Below are 19,640 nucleotides of genomic sequence, written 5' to 3'. Positions count from 1 at the left end.
ACCACTCATCACTAACCACTCTAAAACAGCTTCATCTGTCCCGTCATCTCATCCAATATGTCTCCTTCGCTCTTTCCGTGGTCGGGGTCCAGAATCTCCGGTTCACCTTCCTCTTCGCGGCTTTCCGACTGTTGCGGTGGTACGGGGCGACGAGTAGGTTCCAGTTCGTTGATGGTGTCGATGGTGAAGGTAGTCAATCGTTTTCCTTTGGCTTTGAAGCCTTTCACCGCGATAAAGTCATCGGCTTCCACTATCAGCGGCTCGCGGAAGTTGTCGTGCCCGCCGAAGATGACCTCTAAGCGCGGATAGTACTCGTCCGTAAGCAAGATGAGGCTGTTGTTCCTGTTCTCGCCCAGATAATTCTGCTTGCGCGGGGAGGCTTCGAAGCAGAAACGCTTGATGTAGGGATAGTTCTGCTGGTCGGCATCGTAGAGCACGGCTGTCCATACTTTGTTCGGGTCGTACTTCTCCAGCACGCGTATGTTGTCGTCGTAGTGGTTGTTCAGGTCGAAGTTGGTGACACAGAAGTCGCCGTTGTTTTGTACCACGAGGATGGCATCATCGCTCTGGAACTCTCCGAGATACTCGCCGCGTCCGTCGTAGTTAAGGCGCAGCACATCTTGGTCGAACCACACCTTCCGCCCGCCCAGTGTAGAACCTCCGCGTTGTTTCAAGGCTATTTTGTGCACCGGGTTGCGCGTCAGGATGTTCCCCATGGCTTGACGTCCTTTGATGTTGATGGTGCTGAAGTCCTCTTCAAAGATGATGCGGCGAATGCGCGGGTTAGGCTTCAGTGTCACTTTGATGATTTCCGCTTCGCCGTTGGGGTTAGCACTGAAGTAAGTAATGCGAGAATCGGGCGTGCCTTGCGTCACGTCATATTCGCGGTCGCGCACCACGCCGGTGACGGCAAAGCGCTTGATGTAGGTGGTTCCCTCCTTGCCGTCGCGGTAGCACACGTTGTAGATGGTGCGCTTGTCGTTCTTCTTGAAGACGTTGGCGTAGAGGATGTTCTTGCCCACGAATTTCTTCTCTGCCACGGGCGTGATGAGGTACTTCCCGTCGCGGAAGAAGATGATGACATCGTCGATGGGTGAACAGTTGGCCAGATACTCGTCCTTCTTCAGGCCCGTGCCGATGAATCCCTCTTCGCGGTCGATGTATAGTTTCTCGTTGGCCTCGATGACTTTGCTTGCCTCGATGATATCGAAGTTGCGCAGTTCCGTGCGACGGGCGAAGCCTTTGCCGTACTTCTCTTGCAGCATGCGGAACCAGTCCACGGTATATTCCACGATGTTTGCCAAGTGGCGGTCTATTTCTTCGACGTCCGCCTTCATGCGGGCAATCAGCTCTTCCGCTTTGTCTGAGTTGAACTTGAGGATGCGTGCCATCTTGATTTCCATCAGGCGAAGGATGTCGTCTTTGGTCACTTCGCGGATGAAGGTGGGATAGTAAGGTGTCAGCCGGTCGTCAATATGTTCGCAGGCGGTGTCCATGTTCTTGGCCTGTTCAAACTCTTTGTCCTTGTAGATACGTTCTTCGATGAAGACCTTTTCGAGCGAGGCGAAGTGCAGGCTTTCCAAAATCTCATCCTTGCGTATCTCCAGTTCACGGCGCAACAGTGCCAGTGTGTTGTCGGCCGACTTGCGCAGCACGTCGCTCACGGTGAGGAAGTGCGGCTTCTGCTCGTCGATGACGCAGCAGTTGGGCGAGATGCTCACTTCGCAGTCGGTGAAGGCGTAGAGCGCGTCGATGGTCTTGTCGGACGATACGCCCGGCGCCAGATGCACCAGAATCTCCACATTGCCCGATGTGAGGTCTTCCACCTTGCGGATTTTTATTTTCCCCTTCTCGCTGGCTTTCACGATGGAGTCGCAAATCCCGGCCACCGTTTTCCCGTAGGGTATCTCCTTGATGGCAAGCGTCTTGTTGTCTATCTTTTCTATTTTAGAGCGTACGCGCACTACGCCTCCCCGCTCTCCGTCGTTGTATTTGGAGACGTCGATAGAGCCTCCCGTCTGAAAGTCGGGATAGAGTTTGAACGCTTCGTTGTGCAGGTATTTGATGGAAGCCTCGCACAGCTCGTTGAAATTGTGCGGCAGTATTTTGGACGACAAACCTACGGCGATGCCCTCCACGCCCTGTGCCAGCAGCAAGGGGAATTTCACGGGCAGCGTCACCGGTTCTTTGTTTCGTCCGTCGTAAGAGAGTTTCCATTCGGTGGTTTTAGGGTTGAACACCACGTCCAGCGCAAACTTCGAGAGGCGTGCCTCGATGTATCGCGGTGCGGCGGCGCTATCGCCCGTGAGGATGTTTCCCCAGTTTCCCTGACAGTCCACAAGCAGGTCTTTCTGCCCCAGTTGCACCAAGGCGTCGCCGATGGAAGCGTCGCCGTGCGGGTGAAACTGCATGGTATGCCCCACGATGTTCGCTACCTTGTTGTAGCGTCCGTCTTCCATGCGGCGCATGGAGTGCAGGATGCGTCGCTGCACAGGCTTCAGCCCGTCCATGATGTGGGGTACGGCACGTTCCAGTATCACATACGAGGCATAGTCCAGAAACCAGTTCTGGTACATGCCGCTCAGTTGGTGTTTCACGTTGGCGTCTTTCGTGTCGGCGGGTTTATAGTCAGAGTGTTCTTCTTTTCCGGCCGGCAGTTCCTTGTCAAAATCGTCTTTCGGTGCTTCGATATCTTCGCTCATTGTTTGTTCGGGGATTGTCTATTCAATGATATGGCTGATTTTCAGTTGCAGGCAAAAATACGAAATTTGTTCGATAAACGAGAATTTATGTCGGACTTTTATCATGAAGCGCCTCTCACTGGGGCTTTTCAGGGGCGGAGAGGAACGTACGCCGGGCACAAGCCTCTAACAAACCTGTCCGAAAAGCCATTCCGGGCAGAGGGGATGACCGGGTTGGCGGCTGCTGAATTTCCATTCGGATACGGTGCGGCATCTTCTCCCCGGCCGCGCACACGGCGAAGCCCCTGAGCCTCCGGCAATGACGAAGTATATTGCAGAAATTAACGCCCGTCGTGCCCTACTTATGATATAAATCTCTATCTTTGTGGCACTTTTTACACAAGAGTTGAAATCAAATTCATTAAGATACAACAGAAAATGGCACAAGAAGACGTTTTTAAGAAACTGGTATCGCACTGCAAGGAATATGGCTTTGTGTTCCCTTCCAGCGAGATTTATGATGGACTGGGAGCCGTGTACGACTACGGCCAGATGGGTGTGGAACTGAAAAACAACATCAAACAATACTGGTGGCAGAGCATGGTGCTGCTGCACGAAAACATCGTCGGCATAGACTCGGCCATCTTCATGCACCCCACCATCTGGAAGGCCAGCGGACATGTGGATGCGTTCAACGACCCTTTGATCGACAACCGTGATTCCAAGAAACGCTATCGTGCCGACGTACTGATAGAAGACCAGCTTGCCAAGTACGACGACAAGATAAACAAGGAGGTGGCAAAGGCCGCCAAACGTTTCGGCGAGGCTTTCGACGAGGAACAGTTCCGCACAACCAACGGCCGCGTGCTGGAGCATCAGGCTAAGCGCGACGCTTTGCACGAACGTTTTGCAAAGGCATTGAACGATACCAATCTCGAGGAACTCCGCCAGATTATCCTCGATGAAGAAATCGTATGCCCCATCAGTGGCACGAAGAACTGGACGGAAGTGCGCCAGTTCAACCTGATGTTTGCTACCGAGATGGGCTCAACCGCCGACGGCGCCATGAAGATATACCTCCGTCCCGAAACGGCGCAAGGCATCTTCGTGAACTATCTGAACGTGCAGAAGACCGGACGCATGAAGATTCCTTTCGGCATCGCGCAGATAGGCAAGGCTTTCCGTAACGAAATCGTGGCCCGCCAATTCATCTTCCGCATGCGCGAGTTCGAGCAGATGGAGATGCAGTTCTTCGTGAAGCCGGGCACCGAACTGGAATGGTTCAAGACATGGAAGGAAACCCGCCTGAAGTGGCACAAGGCGCTGGGCTTCGGCGACGACCACTACCGCTACCACGACCACGAGAAGCTGGCCCACTACGCCAATGCCGCCACCGACATCGAGTTCCTGATGCCTTTCGGCTTCAAAGAAGTGGAAGGCATCCACAGCCGCACCAACTTCGACCTCTCGCAGCACGAGAAATTCTCCGGCAAGAACATCAAGTACTTCGACCCCGAGACAAACGAAAGCTATACGCCGTATGTCATCGAGACTTCCATCGGTGTAGACCGCATGTTCCTCAGCATCATGTCGGCTTCTTACTGTGAGGAGAGCTTGGAGAACGGTGAAACTCGCGTTGTCCTGAAGCTGCCCGCTGCTCTGGCTCCGGTGAAGCTGGCCGTGATGCCGCTGGTGAAGAAAGACGGACTGCCCGAAAAGGCACGCGAAATCATCGACAGCCTGAAGTTCCACTTCCACTGCCAATACGACGAGAAAGACAGCATCGGCAAACGCTACCGCCGTCAGGATGCCATCGGCACTCCGTTCTGTGTGACCGTAGACCACCAGACGTTGGAGGACAACTGCGTGACGCTGCGCAACCGCGACACCATGCAGCAGGAACGCGTGTCCATCGCCGAGCTGAACAACATCATTGAGGATCGCGTAAGCATCACTTCGTTGCTGAAGACGTTGCAATAAAGGCGGTTTGCGCCATGTGCGATGCTTGGCCGGATACGGGCTGTACGAATTGGCTTGTGAGTTCATCCGCGTAGTCCGCGCAATCCGTGCCTGATAAAGAAACAGATGAATACATTATATAATAGTTTGACCGAATGAAAAGATCATCCCTTTTGTTTTTACCTCTCTTATGGCTGCTGGCAGGCGTTTTTGTCTCTTGCGAGGAAAGTGAAGAGGCGGGAAAGTATGGTAACTGGCAAGAGCGCAACAAAGCGTTCGCCGACTCGATAAAGACGTTGACCGGCGAAAGCTATGTGTTTACGGCAGAGACTGCCGATGCCATGGAGCTTGGAAAGCTGTATGCCATACAGACCACGGCCGGCACCTCCGACGGCGCTCAGTATGTATATTGCAAAAAGCTCGTAAAGAACGATACGGGCGAGCGTCCGCTGTATGCAGGTTATCACTCCAAAGTGAATACTTTCTATTATGGCACTTACATAAATGGCGACAAGTTCGACGGGAATTTCAGCGGTTATGGCGCGCAAGACCGTGCGATACCTGTTCCGCCGGTGAAGGGCCCGACAGATTTTGATGCCTATACCGCTTTCGAAGTCTCAAAAGTGGTTCCAGGCTGGACGGCGGCTTTGCAGTTCATGCGAACGGGTGAGCGCTGGATGCTGTATATCCCGTGGCAAAGCGGATACGGAACGAGCAATTATACTTCCCAAGGTTCTACGAAGACTGTTCCGGGCTATTCGGTGCTGACATTCGACGTGCAGTTGGTCAGCTTTGCCGAGTAATCCGTCAGAAGATTATAGAGAAAAGGCTGTCTCGAAAGTTCGTGGCAGCCTTACTTATTTTCTATGGTTCTAATATATACTGGTTGAAAGGCTTGTTTTATTCCTGTCAAAACGTCACTGCGGTGAGGCAACCGATGTCACTGCGGTGAGACAACTGACGTCACTGCGGTGAGACAACTGACGTCACTGCGGTGAGACAACCGATGTCACTGCGGTGAAGTAACTGACGTCACCTTGAACCCGTTTTCGGTTACTTTACACTTTCTTTCGGATGGCCTTTACCCAAATCTCATACCCTTCCTCATTCAGGTGCAGGCCGTCGTTGGTCAGGTTGCCGCGCAGCACGTTCGTGCCTTTCTCGGTGAACAAGGGGAAGAGGTCGATGAAAACAATCTTTTTTTCCTTGGCCAGTGCTTCGAGGCGGGCGTTGATTTCGGGAATCATATCCGTCTTTCCGGTCAGCCTTTTGTAGCGGCCGAAGCTCTCGTTGATGGGGAGCAGGCTTTGCAGGTACAGCTTGGTGTCGGGCGATTCGCATTGAATGCGGTCTATGGTTGTGCGCATCATGGCCACGATGCTGTCCGTCGTGAGGTCGTGGGATACGTCGTTGACGCCGGTCAGCAGGAACAGCTTCTGCGGATGTCCGGGAAGAATCTGGTGCAGACGGTCGTAAATGCCCATCACTTCGTCGCCGATGATGCCGCGATTGCGCACGTTTTTCTTCCCGAGGCGGGCAGACCAGTCGCCTCCGTTCTCGGTCAGGCTGTTGCCCAGCATCACGATGTCTTTGTCGGTGATGGCGGGTTCGTCCATGAATTGCAGGAAACGTTTGTAGTAATGGGCCGTATAGGTGCGTGCGGGGGGGCAGATGGAAGCCGCTACGGCGTTGGCAACCAGCGAGCGCAGGCGCACGGTGTTGTGACTGTCTGCGGGGTGTACGGCATTGATGAGCAGTATTACGGATGTGTCATTGTCCGGGTCGATGACGATGGAAGTGCCCGTGTAGCCGGTATGTCCGTATGTATTGGGGCCGAAGAGGTCTCCGCTGTTCGAGGCGTAGGGGCTGAAGATGTCCCAACCGAGGGTGCGCCCGAAAGCGGCGACGGCCCGCGGAACACTGCGCATGGCCTTCACGCCCAGCGGACTGAGGATGCGGCGTCCGTTCCATTCTCCCCCGTTCTGCAAGGCGGCACAGAGCACGGCGATATCTTCCGCGCAGGAGAACAGACCCGCATTGCCGCTGACGCCTCCGTTCATGACACGTGCCAAGGGGTCGTGCACCTGTCCGCAGAGCACTTGCCCGTCCGCTTGCTTCTCGGTGGGGGCAAGGTCGCTTAGTGCATAGGGGGTAGCGGTCAGCGGGGAGCAGGCGGTATTCGTCCATTGTCCGTCTTTACCTCGTTGGCAGGGCAGATAGTCGGTGCGGTTCATGCCCAGCACATCGAATACGTTCGTGCGGGCAAAGTCGCGCAGGCTTTCTCCGCTCACGGTTTCGATGATGTGCTGCAAGGTGATGAAGTTGAGGCAACTGTACTGAAAGTCGGTTTGCGGCTTGAAGTCGCGCTTGCAGGTGGCGATATACGCTATCAGGCCCTCAGGATTGGGCGAGCCGTATTGTTTCTCCAACTCGGCCACGGGCGCATAGGGAGGCAGTCCGGAGGTGTGCGTCATCAAATCGGAGATGCGGATGACTTTCTTTTCTTTGCCGTCTTCGCTCTCCCAGTTCTTGAAGCCGGGTATGTAGAGGCTGACGGGGTCGAGCATGCGTATCTTGCCCCGTTCGGCCAATATCATGGCGCAAACGGCGGTGGACATGGCCTTGCTGCACGAAGCCATGTCGAAGATGGTGTTTGTGGTCATCGGCTCCGTGTCTGGATAGACGCGCTTGTTGCCGTATGCTTTCAGGTAGGCCATCTTTCCGCCCCGCACCACGGCAAGCACGGCGCCGGGAATCTCACGGTTGGCAATGGCTGTTTCAATGGCTTCGTCGGCGTACATCAACCTGCGCGAGTCCATGCCCGCCTGTTCGGGGGCAATGCGCTGCAAGGGTTGAGCGAAGGCTGCCTGCACGAAGAAGAGAAGAACAAGAAGAAAGAGAATCCCCTCCCCCATAAGGAGGGAAGCTTTGACGTTTCTTTGAATGGGTGTTGACGGTATCATATCCGGTTTCCTTTCTATGGTTTTTATTGAGAAATATGTTTGTTCGCAGGGAGGGAGGAGCAGACTTTAGAGGTTTCTGTAGGCATCCACCGCCTTCTTCACCGAGCCGTGCATCAGCAGCAGTGCCTTGGCCTTGCCATAATCCAGCCCCAGCTCGTCTACCAGCATGCGTGTGCCGCGGTCCACTAATTTCTTGTTGCTGAGTTGCATGTTCACCATCTTGTTGTCCTTGACGCGTCCCAACTGTATCATGACGGAGGTGGTAATCATGTTCAGAATCATCTTCTGTCCGGTGCCCGACTTCATGCGCGAGCTTCCCGTCACGTATTCCGGGCCTACAATCATTTCGATGGGTACGTCGGCTTCCGCAGCCATGGGCGAGTCGGGGTTGCTGGTGATGCACCCGGTCAGGATGCCGTGTTCGCGTGCTTCGTGCATGGCGCCAATCACGTACGGAGTGGTGCCCGATGCGGCAATGCCGATGACGGTATCCTTGTCCGTAATGTTTCGTTCCGTCAGTTCCTCCCATCCGCGGTGCATGTCATCTTCGGCGTTTTCCACCGGATTGCGCAATGCGGTGTCTCCGCCGGCAATCAGTCCGATGACCAGTGTGGGAGGCATGCCGAATGTGGGAGGTATCTCCGAGGCGTCAAGCACTCCGAGGCGTCCGCTGGTGCCGGCACCCATGTAGAAGATGCGCCCGCCTTGCTTCATGCGCGGCACAATCAGGTTCACTAATTTCTCTATTTGCGGAATGGCCTTTTGCACAGCAAGCGCCACTTTTTGGTCTTCCGTATTGATGTCTTCCAGGATTTCACGGACAGACTTCTTTTCCAGATCGTTGTAGAGCGAGGGTTGCTCTGAGATTTTTACGAACATAAGGCTATTTATTGTTTTAACGGTTTACTATTTGTTGTATGGCAGTGTGCCGGTTGCACGGCCGCTTTCTTCATCATTTCCCGCTGTGATATTTGATTAATCCCTCCATCGGGCTTTTGATGATGTTTCCCACTTGGATGCCCGTTTCATAGGCGGCTTTTATCAGCACCTCCTTGTAGTGGAAAGCCACCGAACCGATGAAATGCACTTTTTCGTGTCGATAGCCGTCGTATTGCATGACATTGCGTTTGAGGAATGCCTTGAAGCTGTTTAATACCAGGTTGTGCACGCAAGGTTCGTCCATGTTCTGTGCAAGGAACGGCGACAGGCTTGCCAGAAAACGGTTTGGGAACGGTTGGCGGTACACACGGTCGATGATATCGGCAGGTGTCAGGCCGAACTGCTCGAGGAACTTCTCTTTCAGCCCGGGTGTCATTTGGTTTTTCAGGAGATCGCCTACTAAGAGTTTGCCCAAGCAGGCACCGCTACCTTCATCGCCCAAGATGAAGCCCAAAGGCGATACGTTGGCTACGATGTCTTGCCCGTTGTAGTAGCATGAGTTGGAGCCGGTGCCTATGATGCAGGCAATGCCGGACTTATGCCCGCAAAGCCCGCGCGCGGCGGCCAGCATGTCGGTGCTGACTTCTATGACGCCTTTCACCTTGAGGTGCTGGGTGATGGCACGGTGCATCGTGGCAATCTTGTCGGGAAAGCCACATCCGGCACCATAGAAATAGACGGCATCCGGTTTGTCGGACTTCAGCTGAGGCAATAGTGCTGTTCTTATCTCGTTGCTGATTTCTTCTTCCGACTGGAAGAAAGGGTTCGTCCCTTTCGTAAATATCTGCTGGAGGAGTTCTCCATTCTCTACAACGCACCAATCGGTTTTTGTAGAGCCGCTGTCTGCTATTAGAATCATGTCTTTTATATGTTGTTTTTATATCTTGATGTATATTTTTCGTTTGTATAGCTGATAGCCTATGCACCAGTTGATTGCGATGAACAGAAGGGCATAGGCCAGCGAGCCTCCGGTTTCACCGAAGACGGGCATGAACACTATCTTGTACAGGAATCCATGTATGCTGATGCTGCCGTCGGCCCACGGAAAACGGATGCTGCCGAACAGGATGCCGAGTACACCGCCCAGCACATACATGAACAGAGGGTTCACACCGAAGGCTTCGAAGAACATGCTCCACCGTCTGGCGCCTTTCACGTCGATAATCCAGATGAGCAATGCCAGGAAGCTCGATGCCAGTCCGCAGGTAGCGAGCACATAGGTGGGCGACCATATCTTCTTGTTGATGGGGCATCCGTAGCTCAGCAGGAAGCCGGCAAAAGTAAGGATGACACCTGTCAGAAACAGTGTGATGAGCTGTGCGTTCAGGAAGCTTTCGCGGTCGGCCGACTTGTTGCCGTCGAGCATCAGCCGTCCCACGCAGAAGCCAAGCAATACGTGGGCAATGGAGGGAATGGTACTCAATAAGCCTTCAGGGTCGATGCCGTTGTCCTTGTACATGTGTGCAGGGGTCAGGATGGCACGGTCTACAACGGAAAGGATGTTCGTTTCGTTATAGGCAAAGCCGTTGCCGCACATCAGCAGGATGAAATAGCCTGCCAGCAGGCTGAAGATGAGGTAGGGGATGTGCTTGTGCTTCATGGTCAGTGCAATGATGGAGGTTGCCCCGTAGCACAGGGCCAGTCGCTGCATGACGCCCAAGATGCGCATACGGTCGAAAGTCCAGACCGAAGCCCACAAGTTCTCGCCGAAGCTCAAGTCATCCGGAGCGGAGGCCCAGTAGTAGCAGAAACGGGAGAACCAGCCGATGGCCATGCCGATGAGAAAGATGAGGACGGTGCGCTTCAGTATCTTTAGTGCGGCGGCATGGCTGAAAGTAAAATCGTATTTCTTCAACGAGATATACGTAGAGATGCCCATGATGAACATGAAGAAAGGAAAGACAAGGTCGGTGGGTGTGAGACCGTTCCATTCGGCATGGCGGAGGGGGGCATAGATGTGCGTCCAACTTCCGGGATTGTTCACCATAATCATGCCTGCAATGGTGACGCCGCGGAGAATGTCGAGTGCAAGGATGCGTTTGTTTATCTTCGGACTATTCATGAGTTTGTATGTGTTAAGTTTGTCATCAATGGTTTGGTACATTCGTCCACTAAATAGACGATGGATACGTAAGGAATACCGGCGTTCGTTGTCAGCCCTATTTCGCAGGTACGGCTGTTGGAGTAGCCTATCTGTACTCCGGCAGCTTCTATCTGTGGACGCAGTTTACGCAGGGCGTAAGCATTCAGTTCGGGATGGGTGAAACCACGATCGCCTGCGAAACCGCAGCACCCCACTTCCTCCGGAATGATGACATTGTTGGAACAAAGACGGGCAAGGCCGGTCAATGTATCCGCCAATCCCATTTTCCGCATGGAGCAGGTGATATGGATGGCCACGGGGCGGTCGGTAGGCGTGAAGTCCAGCTTGTCTCGCAAGAAAGTGTGGATAAATTCTGCGGGTTCGTACAGTTTCATCCGTTTGATGTGTTCGCGCATGCGGTGCAGGCAGGGGCTTTGGTCGCAAAGCACGGGATACTCGCCGTGCCGACTGGCTTCCCACAAGGCGGCTTCGAGTTCTTCTACCTTGCGGTCGGCTATGTCGGGCATGCCTTTGCTTTCCCAGATGGTGCCGCAACACAGTTTGTCCATCCCCTCCGGGAAGATGACCTCGTAGCCCGCTTTCTGCAACAGGGATATCATTTTGTTTACCAGCGCCCGTTCTACAGGCGATTTCTTGGATAAACCCATAGTTTGGTTAATACAACTGGGAAAGTAGACTACTTTGCAGATGGTGTTGTTTTGCATGGCATTCTCTTCCCTGTCGGATGTATGTGTCGGTGAGGCTTGTGAACCGGTATATTTGTAGGCCTTGGGCATGGCAGGTGTCCACAAGGGTATGTTTGGCAGTTTGTGCATGCCTTTGGTAACGGCACTCATGGCTTTCGTCCCTAACAGGGAATGGCCGAAGTCGGCCAAGCGCAGGGTGGAACGTAGGGCGCTTTTGACGCCTGCAAAATGACTGGCGGCAAAGTTTCCCGCTTTATATCCGAGGCTGTTCTTGGGCAATGCTTCCTGTCGGACGAGATGGGTGAGGTCGCCGGTATTGATGCCCATCGGGCAGGATGTGGAGCAGAGACCATCGCCGGCGCAGGTTTGGTCGCCGAGGTAGCGGTATTGCTTTTCAAGTTTTTTGGCTTCTTGTAAATATCCGTGTTGCTTCAGGCGAGATATCTCGCGTTGCACCACGATGCGTTGGCGCGAGGAGAGGGTGAAACCGCAGGAAAGGCAGTTTACTTCGCAGAAGCCGCATTCTATGCACTTGTCGGCCGCAAGTGGCGGGCAAAGTGCCACGATGGCAATTCCATCGGAATTGCGTTGCAGTTGATAGCCGGTGGCTCGGTTCTTTTCGTCGATGGCTAAGACGGGCAGTGGCTTGAAGTGCTTGATGTGGCATTGAGGGTCGTCGTTGAAGATGACGCCGGGATTCAACAAGCCTTTCGGGTCGAAAATCTCCTTGACGGTCTGCATGGCCCGGAAAGCATCGTCGCCCCATTCGTAGCGGACGAAAGGCGCCATGTTGCGCCCCGTGCCGTGTTCGGCCTTCAGAGAGCCGTCGTACTTGTCTACAACTAACGTTTTGACGTCATTCATCAGGGCTTCGTAGCGTTTCACTTCGTCGGCAGTGCTGAACGACTGGTTGATGATGAAGTGATAGTTCCCTTCGAGGGCATGCCCGTAGATGCAGGCATCGTCGTAGCCGTGGCGGGCGATGAGCTGTTGCAGTTCGGCGGTGGCTTCGGGCAGGTCTTCGATGTGGAAGGCGATGTCCTCGATGAGGCAGGTTGCGCTCGGCTTGCGTGTTCCGCCCACGGAGGGGAAGATGCCGGAACGGATGGCCCAGTAGGGGGAGTACTCTTCGGGTTTATCGGTAAAGTGTACGGGCATGTAGGTCTTGAACGGGGTCAGACATGCCTCGATGGCGCAGATGTTCTGCTTTAATTCCTCCGGAGTGCGGGCTTTGGTTTCCGTCAGTACGGCGGTCAGCCCCATTTCGTCGCCGGGTTCTACGCCCGGAAGGATGGAAGAGGCCACTTCGCCTTTATACTTCAGGAAGACGGGGTCGTTGACGGAAGAGAGGCTTTTGGAGTCCAGCATCTCGGCGCCCTTCACAACGGGTTCGTTGCTTTCGGTGGTTGGTTCGTCCATTGCTTTGTTTAGCTTCTTCATCGCCACCACGGCACGGCTCGCTTCTTTGATGGTTTTGAAGTAAATCATGGCGCTTGCCTTGCAGGGATAGTCGTATTCGGTCTTCATCGTCACTTGCGATAGGAAAGCCAGCGTGCCCTCGGAGCCTACCATGAGGTGGGCGATGATGTCGAACGGGTCGTCGAAGCGGACGAAGGGCAGAAGGTTGAGGCCCATGACGTTCTTGATGGAGTATTTATAGCGGATGCGCTCTACCAGTTTCTCATTGGCGCGGATTTCGTCGCGTAGGTTGCAGATGCGGCGGATGAAGTCGCTGTGGGTCGCTTCGAAAGAGGTGCGGCTGTCGGGGTTGCCGGTGTCCAGCACCGTGCCGTCGGTCAGGATAATACGAGCAGAAATCAGCACCTTGTCGCTGTTGGCATGGGTGCCGCAGTTCATGCCCGAGGCGTTGTTCATGACGATGCCGCCCACCATGGCGCTCTTCACGCTGGCAGGGTCGGGAGCGAACTTCCGCCCATAGGGAGCCAGTAGCTCGTTCACACGCTGGCCGATGATGCCGGGCTGGAGGGTTATCCGTTCACGGTCGGCAGATATCTTGTATTTCTCCCAGTGTTTGCCCGCCACGATGAGGATGGAGTCGCTGATGGCCTGTCCGGACAGGCTGGTACCTGCCGCGCGGAAGGTGACGGGCAGGTTGTAGCGGTCGGCCAGCGTCAACAACCGGGAGACTTCGTCTTCATCTTTCGAGCGAATCACCACTTGGGGTATCAGGCGGTAGAAGCCCGCATCCGTTCCCCATGCCAACCGGCGCAGGGGGTCGGTATAGATTCTGTCTTTCGGGATGAACCGTCCTGCCTCTTGCAGGAATATGTCGTAATTTGTTTTTCCCATCTTCTTTCCTCTTTCGTTATAGGTTCATTATCTGTTATCGCCCTCTATCCCGTACTCCGAAGCGGGGCGAACGCTTCAGACGGCTCCTGTTTCCGGCATTGCGGCGGAGGTGGTTGTGTCGTATAGGCGAGGCCGGTGACGTCGTATATGCGAGACTGATGACGTCGCATATACGAGACCGGTGATGTCGCATATACGAGACTAATGACGTCGTATATACGAGGCTGCCGGCCTCTCCCTAATGTCGTTGCCTGTGACTTCCCAATGTCGTTGCCTGTGACTTCCCAATGTCGTTGCCTGTGACTTCCCAATGTCGTTGCCTGTGACTTCCCAATGTCGTTGCCTGTGACTTCCCAATGTCGTTGCTCGCGACTTCCCAATGTCATCACCCGCGACTTCCCAACGCCGTTTCGCCCCTCCTGCGGTGATGTCTTGAGCGGCGTATGTCATTTATATAAGTAATACTTCTTCGACAGCTTGCGGAATGTTTCGGTGTCCTTGTACCAATAGTCGCGGATGTCCTCCCAACGGTTGCGCTCGGCGAAGCGTTCGCGTATCCGGCGTGAGCCGCACACCTTGTCGAACATAGAGAATCGTCCCTTGTCGGCATGGTTGAACACGGCACGGTCGGGATAGAGGGCGGCCACTTCCTGCATCACCAAGAACTGTATGTCGCTCAGCGGTGCCCGGCCGAAGTCCACGATGTGTACCTGCACGCCTTGCAGCAACTTGCCTTTGCCCACGCTGTAGAACGGTTTCAGATACATCGGCCGGAAAATGACGCCCGGCACGTTCAGTCCGTTCAGCCTGTCGGCAAGCCGCCCGGCCTCCACCCACGGCGCGGCAAACATCTGGAACGGAATGGTGTAGCCCACGCCGATGGACATATAGCCCAGTTCGCCCAAAATGCCGCTGACGGGATAGAAGAAGGCGGAATGCGGATGAGGAATGTGCGGAGACGAGGGCACCCATTGCAGTCCGGTCTGCGTGTAGTCCATCTTGCGCTTCCAGCCTTTCATCTTCACCACACGGAGGTTGCATTGTTTCCCGTCCTTCAACATCTTTTCGCCGTTGAGCATCAGTGCCAACTCGCCGCAAGTGAGGGCGTAAAGGTAAGGTATTCTGAACTGGCTGACAAAAGAAACGCAGTCGTCTTCCACCAGATTACCCTCTATCTTCAGTCCGCCCAAGGGGTTGGGACGGTCCAGTACGATGAACTCTTTGCCGTTCTCGGCGGCTGCTTCCATAGCCAGTCCCATGGTGCTGATGTAGGTGAACGAACGGCAACCGATGTCTTGAATGTCATACACCAGCACGTCTACGTCTTTCAGCATCTTCGGCGTGGCCTTGCGCGTCCTTCCGTAGAGCGAATAAACGGGCAGGCCGGTGGACGCGTCCTTGATGTCCGTCACGTGGTCGCCCGCATGCACATCGCCGCGCACACCGTGTTCGGGGCCATAGAGGGCTACCAGATTTACATTCGGTGCTTCGTGCAGAATGTCGATGGTAGACTTCATGCGGTTATCTACTCCCGTAGGATTCGTAATCAGCCCTACGCGTTTGCCTTCCAGACACTTGAATTTTTGTTCTTTCAGCACCTCGATGCCGGTCTTTATTCTGATTTTCTGCGCCTGCGTCGCACTCGTTAAGAAGAGGCAGAGCAGACAGGTGAGGAAATGTTTCATGTTTTAGTGATTAACGATTAGTGATTAGTGATTAGCTACTTTCCCTTTCCATAATTCGGGTCAATCTTTCGGTCTACCAGATAAGTGACGGCCAGTGTGGCGAGGCAGCAAGCCATTACCATCCAGAAGAAGTTGACATAGCCGATGGCTTCCTGTATATAGCCTGCCACGAATCCCGGCAGCATCATGCTCAGTGCCATGAAGGCGGTGCAGATGGCATAGTGCGACGTCTTGAACTCGCCTTCGGAGAAATACATCATATAAAGCATGTAAGCCGTGAAGCCGAACCCGTAGCCGAACTGCTCGATGGATACGGCAATGCTTATCAACGTGATGCTGGCAGGCTGAACAATGGCTAAATAGACGAACGTGAGGCAGGGCAGCGTCATGCAGGCGGCCATGAGCCACAACGAACGTTTCAGTCCGCGACGCGAGGCGTAGACACCTCCCACGATGCCACCGGCCAGCAGGGCTATCACGCCGATGGTGCCATATACGATGCCCACCATCTCGGTGCTCAGTCCCAGTCCGCCTTTCTCAACAGAGTGCACAAGGAAAGGCTGGCACATCTTGATGAGGAAACCTTCGGGTAGGCGGTAGAGCAGCATGAAGGCTATGGCAAGCAATACGCCGGGCTTCTTGACGAAGGTGATGAACGAGTTGGCCAATTCCCGTCCTTTCGACTGCTGCCGTGCTTGTGCCGAACCGTCCGCTGCGGAGGCCGGAACACGGGGCTTGTCTTCTTTGGAGCGCGGCAGGCGGAAGGTGTGGTAGATGGTAATCAGGCAGAACACCACGGCGGCGCAGCCCATTGTCACTTGCCAAGAGAGGGGGATGTTGCCCGTGTCTTTCTCCAGCATGCCGGCAATGAACACCAACACGCCTTGCCCGAAGACCGAAGCCACCCGATAGAACGTGCTTCGGATGCCGATAAAGGCGGCCTGACTGCTCGGACTGTGTGCCAACATGTAGAAGCCGTCGGCGGCAATGTCGTGCGTGGCCGAGGCAAAGGCGGCGATGATGAACAATATCAGCGTGAACGAGAACATGCCGATGGGGGTTTGTCCCGAAGCGATGGTCTCTTGCTCCGGATGGGGCAGGCTGACGGTGAGCACTACCATGAGCACCGTCAGCAAGGCCTGCATGGAGAGAATCCACCAGCGTTTGGTCTTCACCACGTCCACGATGGGGCTCCAGATACCTTTCAGGAACCAAGGGAAGTAGAGCAGCGTGGTGAAGAATGCCATATCGCCGTTGGGCACGCCCATCTTGGTGAACATCATCACCGAGATGGTGTTGACAACAAAGTAGGGCACACCTTCTGCAAAGTAGAGTGTGGGCACCCACCACCAAGGACTCTTTTCTTTCATATCATTATTCATGGTCATAAAGTTTTTTGATTTCAGCGTCTATGTAATAATGTAATAGGATGGCATCGTAGGTGTATCCTTGCTCGCCCATCACGGCGGCGCCTATCTGGCACAGGCCCACACCGTGCCCCCAGCCTGCACCGGTGAGGACGAACCGTCCCGGTATGCCTTCGGGAGAGATATCTTCCTTGTCTACGACGAATGCCGAGCTGTAGAGGTGGGAGTTGGAGAGCGTGCGGCGTATTTCCAGCTCCTTGCCTATGGTGAGCGTCTTCTTTGTTCCCACAATCTTCAGTTTCCAGAGGCGTGCGCTCGTGCCGCGTGCCACGGGAACGAGGTCGATGATTTGTCCGTAGTCGATGCCCGAACGCTTCAGTATGAGGGCCGACAGTTCGTCTTGTGCATAGGTCACCTTCCAGCGATAGAAGTCCGTGGTCTCTTGGTCGTAGTTATTGAGCACTTGCGAGAGTATGCGCTTGTCCGCCGTGTTGCAGAAGGCTTCGGGCGAAGTGCGTATCCAACGCTCCAGCCTCTCCCCCCCAGCCCCCTCCCCCATAGGGAGGGGGTGTTGAGATAGAATTGCGTTATCATCGCAGCCTTCCCTCTCTATAGGGATGGGGTCGGAAGAAGGGCTGGAGAAGTCGGGGGTGGGAGGCGTGGGGATGAGGTCGCGCTTTTTACTGAGGTAAGGGTGCTTGACGTCTGCCCAGCAATATTGAAACTCTTCGAATATGCCGCCGCAGCATTTGGAGAATCGGGCATCGCATATCTTGCCGTTGTACGTCAGAACTTGGCCGTAAGTGGCGGCGATGGCTTGGCGTACGGTATCGGTACAAGCACGGGTGATACCTTGATAACGTTGGCAGTGGTCGTCGGCGCAGACATCGAAGTGGGTGTGAGCGTCGCGTTCGTACCAGACGAGGGAGAGGTCTTTCTCCTTCGTCTCTTTCTCTTGTTGGAAAGAGATAGGTTGCGCCATGTGCGATGTGATTTGTTGCATGACGCACTCGGGATGGGCGATGACTTCTTCATTGGTGAAGCGAAGCACATGGTAGCCTAAGGATTCGAGATGGCGGGTACGATCGGCATCTTTGGCTTGCTGTTCAGGCGTGGAATGATAGCCGCCGTCTATTTCGATGATGAGTTGTTTCTCCAGACATACGAAGTCTACGATGTAGCAATCGATGATGTGTTGTCTCCTGAACTTACAGCCGGTTTGCCCGTTACGCAATCCTTCCCACATCACTCTCTCCGCTTCTGTTGGATTCTTCTTTAGCTCTTGCTGTTTCTCTTTCAGTAAGTCATAACTGAGTCTGTCGGCCGTTTGATAGCGGTCTTTCTCCTTGCCCCCCTTTTCCGTGAGGAGGGAGTGTTGAGATAGACTATCGCTTTCGTCGCGCAGCCCTCCCCTCCCTATGGGGGAGGGGTTGGGGGAGAGGCTTAGCAGCCAGCTCCTCGAAATCACTGCGTGTGCCTTGAGCAACTCCAAGGAGGCGGTGGCGCTCATTTCGGACGAGATGACGCTGGTCAGGTAGTCTTCCACCTTCACCACATTGATGCCGGTGAGCTTGCCATCTTCCACGATGATTTTCAAGGCACCGAGGAAACGCTGATTCTCCTTGCGTTCCCAGTGGAAGTTGATGCCGATGGTGACGTCCAGCAGCTCGAATGCGTCTGTCGACTCATTGTTCGGCTCGAACAGCAGCTCGTCATACAGGCGGCCGTTCCAGCGTATTCTGCCTTGGTCATAAGTAACTACTTGTTTGCCGCAGACCTCCGTTCCGCCGATGCGGTACGGGCTCAGCAGGTTGAACTCTATCTGTGGCTCGAACAGAATGCCTACGTGTACTTTGGGCTCTTTCATAGTGGGGTATTGTTTAAAATTTGTTCCTTGATGCGCTGCCGTATGCGTTGGAAATCATCGGCAGAAAGACATACTTCTCCTAAAATACGGGCTACGTCTTCGGCGGTAATCTTCCTGAAATCTTTCTCTACGGGAGTGATGAATACCCCTCCGAGGTCTACCGAGGCCGGACTGCTCAACAGGTTGGCGTCGCCCTCGGCGGTGTAGCAGGCGGGGCGGTGCTTTTCGCGGGGAAAAAGGAAGATGGTCCAGAATGCCTCTGCCTCCGGCTCGTTTCCCGGCCGTAGGGAGGGTGCGGGTTGGGTTTCGTATAAGGCGAGCACGTTCATCATCGGCTCGTCTTCGCCGGGTTTCACGTCCAACGTGCGATAGATGATGTCGAAGAGGGCGGTGGCGTCTGCTGCCGAGGCAGATTGAATGACGAGGGTGGTACGGGGGGCATCGTTCAGATACCATAAGGCGGCCTTTCCGTAATCGGCTATCTTGCCCGCAACCTGTCCGCGCCATTCTTTTTCAATGGGCAGGAGCCCTTTGTTTCCGGCCTGAAAATGGGCATGGTCGGGGGCGGAGGCGCCGCACTTGGGTCCGTTGTAGAAGATGATGAAATCCGACAGGGCTTGTGCCAACTCCAGCATATCCGCAAAGCGGGGGGCAATGAGCTGGGGCACGTGCGCCAGTTCCGGTATCGTCAAGTGACGGGGGAAGATGGGGAAAGGGTTCACCAGTATGTGGTAGTGCCCTTTGAAGGGAATGCCTTTTTGCTCCGGCGGCAGATGGGCGGGGCATAGGAAGCACTTCCGCTCCCGGATGGATTTGGCGTCTACCTTGGCTCCGGAGGAAACGATGCGGGCGGGGTTGAACTGCACTTTATACGGAATGCCGTTTACGTTCAGCTCCTTCACCTGCACACCTGCCAGAGCCGCATAGTTGTTGCGGGCGGTTTCCCAAGAGGTGGTTTGTTCGGTCAGAAGGCGGCGTATCGCTTGATTCATGTTTCTGTTTAACAGGTTGTTATTTAGTGTGTTGGCAGATGCCGGATTTCGGTTTGTCAGACACAAGTGTTTGAGATGACAGACACA

Annotated in this window: 13 protein-coding genes and 1 pseudogene; 2 read left to right on the top strand and 12 right to left on the bottom strand. The window is 54.6% G+C overall.

Annotated features, from left to right (window positions below):
- Positions 1–20 precede the first annotated feature (20 nt).
- Positions 21–2,702 (bottom strand): DNA gyrase/topoisomerase IV subunit A, encoded by a 2,682-nt coding sequence (locus C4H11_RS07500; protein ID WP_106041105.1) that lies wholly within the window; start codon positions 2,700–2,702, stop codon positions 21–23.
- 417 nt (positions 2,703–3,119) lie between these two features.
- Here C4H11_RS07500 and C4H11_RS07490 point away from each other — a divergent pair, with 417 nt between their 5' ends.
- Together C4H11_RS07490 and C4H11_RS07485 are read left to right on the top strand one after the other, a co-directional pair.
- On the top strand, positions 3,120–4,661 hold the full coding sequence (locus C4H11_RS07490; protein ID WP_106041103.1) for a glycine--tRNA ligase: 1,542 nt from the start codon (positions 3,120–3,122) through the stop codon (positions 4,659–4,661).
- A gap of 134 nt (positions 4,662–4,795) precedes the next feature.
- The gene (locus C4H11_RS07485; RefSeq protein WP_106041102.1) at positions 4,796–5,443 is read left to right on the top strand and encodes an FKBP-type peptidyl-prolyl cis-trans isomerase; all 648 of its coding nucleotides are present in this window, start codon (positions 4,796–4,798) and stop codon (positions 5,441–5,443) included.
- A gap of 255 nt (positions 5,444–5,698) precedes the next feature.
- On the opposite strand, the gene C4H11_RS07480 is transcribed toward C4H11_RS07485, so the two are convergent.
- The 11 genes and pseudogenes from C4H11_RS07480 to C4H11_RS07425 form a co-directional block, all read right to left on the bottom strand.
- Positions 5,699–7,555 (bottom strand): serine hydrolase, encoded by a 1,857-nt coding sequence (locus C4H11_RS07480; protein ID WP_106041101.1) that lies wholly within the window; start codon positions 7,553–7,555, stop codon positions 5,699–5,701.
- A 114-nt stretch (positions 7,556–7,669) separates the two neighbouring features.
- Positions 7,670–8,482, bottom strand: coding sequence for an N-acetylmuramic acid 6-phosphate etherase (murQ, locus tag C4H11_RS07475; protein ID WP_106041100.1), 813 nt, complete (start codon positions 8,480–8,482; stop codon positions 7,670–7,672).
- A 73-nt stretch (positions 8,483–8,555) separates the two neighbouring features.
- Complete coding sequence (locus C4H11_RS07470; RefSeq protein WP_106041099.1) at positions 8,556–9,401, bottom strand: BadF/BadG/BcrA/BcrD ATPase family protein; 846 nt, start codon at positions 9,399–9,401, stop codon at positions 8,556–8,558.
- Positions 9,402–9,419: 18 nt separating this feature from the next.
- Positions 9,420–10,604 carry an acyltransferase family protein gene (locus C4H11_RS07465; protein ID WP_106041098.1) on the bottom strand — a complete coding sequence of 395 codons (1,185 nt, stop codon included), beginning with the start codon at positions 10,602–10,604 and terminating at the stop codon, positions 9,420–9,422.
- The gene (locus C4H11_RS07460) at positions 10,601–13,642 is read right to left on the bottom strand and encodes an FAD-binding and (Fe-S)-binding domain-containing protein (RefSeq protein WP_106041097.1); all 3,042 of its coding nucleotides are present in this window, start codon (positions 13,640–13,642) and stop codon (positions 10,601–10,603) included. The genes C4H11_RS07465 and C4H11_RS07460 overlap by 4 nt, the downstream gene beginning before the upstream one ends.
- A 201-nt stretch (positions 13,643–13,843) precedes the next feature.
- Entirely contained in the window at positions 13,844–14,092 is a 249-nt protein-coding gene (locus C4H11_RS07455) for a hypothetical protein (RefSeq protein ID WP_106041096.1), read from the bottom strand.
- The gene (locus C4H11_RS07450; RefSeq protein ID WP_106041095.1) at positions 14,089–15,327 is read right to left on the bottom strand and encodes an exo-beta-N-acetylmuramidase NamZ family protein; all 1,239 of its coding nucleotides are present in this window, start codon (positions 15,325–15,327) and stop codon (positions 14,089–14,091) included. Before C4H11_RS07450 ends, C4H11_RS07455 begins: the two co-directional genes overlap by 4 nt.
- 35 nt (positions 15,328–15,362) lie before the next feature.
- Positions 15,363–16,709 carry an MFS transporter gene (locus C4H11_RS07445; protein WP_106043220.1) on the bottom strand — a complete coding sequence of 449 codons (1,347 nt, stop codon included), beginning with the start codon at positions 16,707–16,709 and terminating at the stop codon, positions 15,363–15,365.
- On the bottom strand, positions 16,702–17,940 hold the full coding sequence (locus tag C4H11_RS14165) for a DUF559 domain-containing protein (RefSeq protein WP_394336057.1): 1,239 nt from the start codon (positions 17,938–17,940) through the stop codon (positions 16,702–16,704). The genes C4H11_RS07445 and C4H11_RS14165 overlap by 8 nt, the downstream gene beginning before the upstream one ends.
- A gap of 207 nt (positions 17,941–18,147) precedes the next feature.
- A pseudogene (locus tag C4H11_RS14655) lies at positions 18,148–18,561 on the bottom strand (SpoIID/LytB domain-containing protein); the annotation flags it as partial.
- The gene (locus C4H11_RS07425) at positions 18,558–19,553 is read right to left on the bottom strand and encodes a DUF4922 domain-containing protein (RefSeq protein WP_106041094.1); all 996 of its coding nucleotides are present in this window, start codon (positions 19,551–19,553) and stop codon (positions 18,558–18,560) included. The gene C4H11_RS07425 and the pseudogene C4H11_RS14655, both read right to left, overlap by 4 nt.
- Positions 19,554–19,640 lie beyond the last annotated feature (87 nt).

The organism is Bacteroides zoogleoformans (assembly GCF_002998435.1).
GTDB lineage: Bacteria > Bacteroidota > Bacteroidia > Bacteroidales > Bacteroidaceae > Bacteroides > Bacteroides zoogleoformans.
Note: the sequence above shows the minus strand (reverse complement) of the source record. Positions and strands in the feature narration are given on the sequence as shown.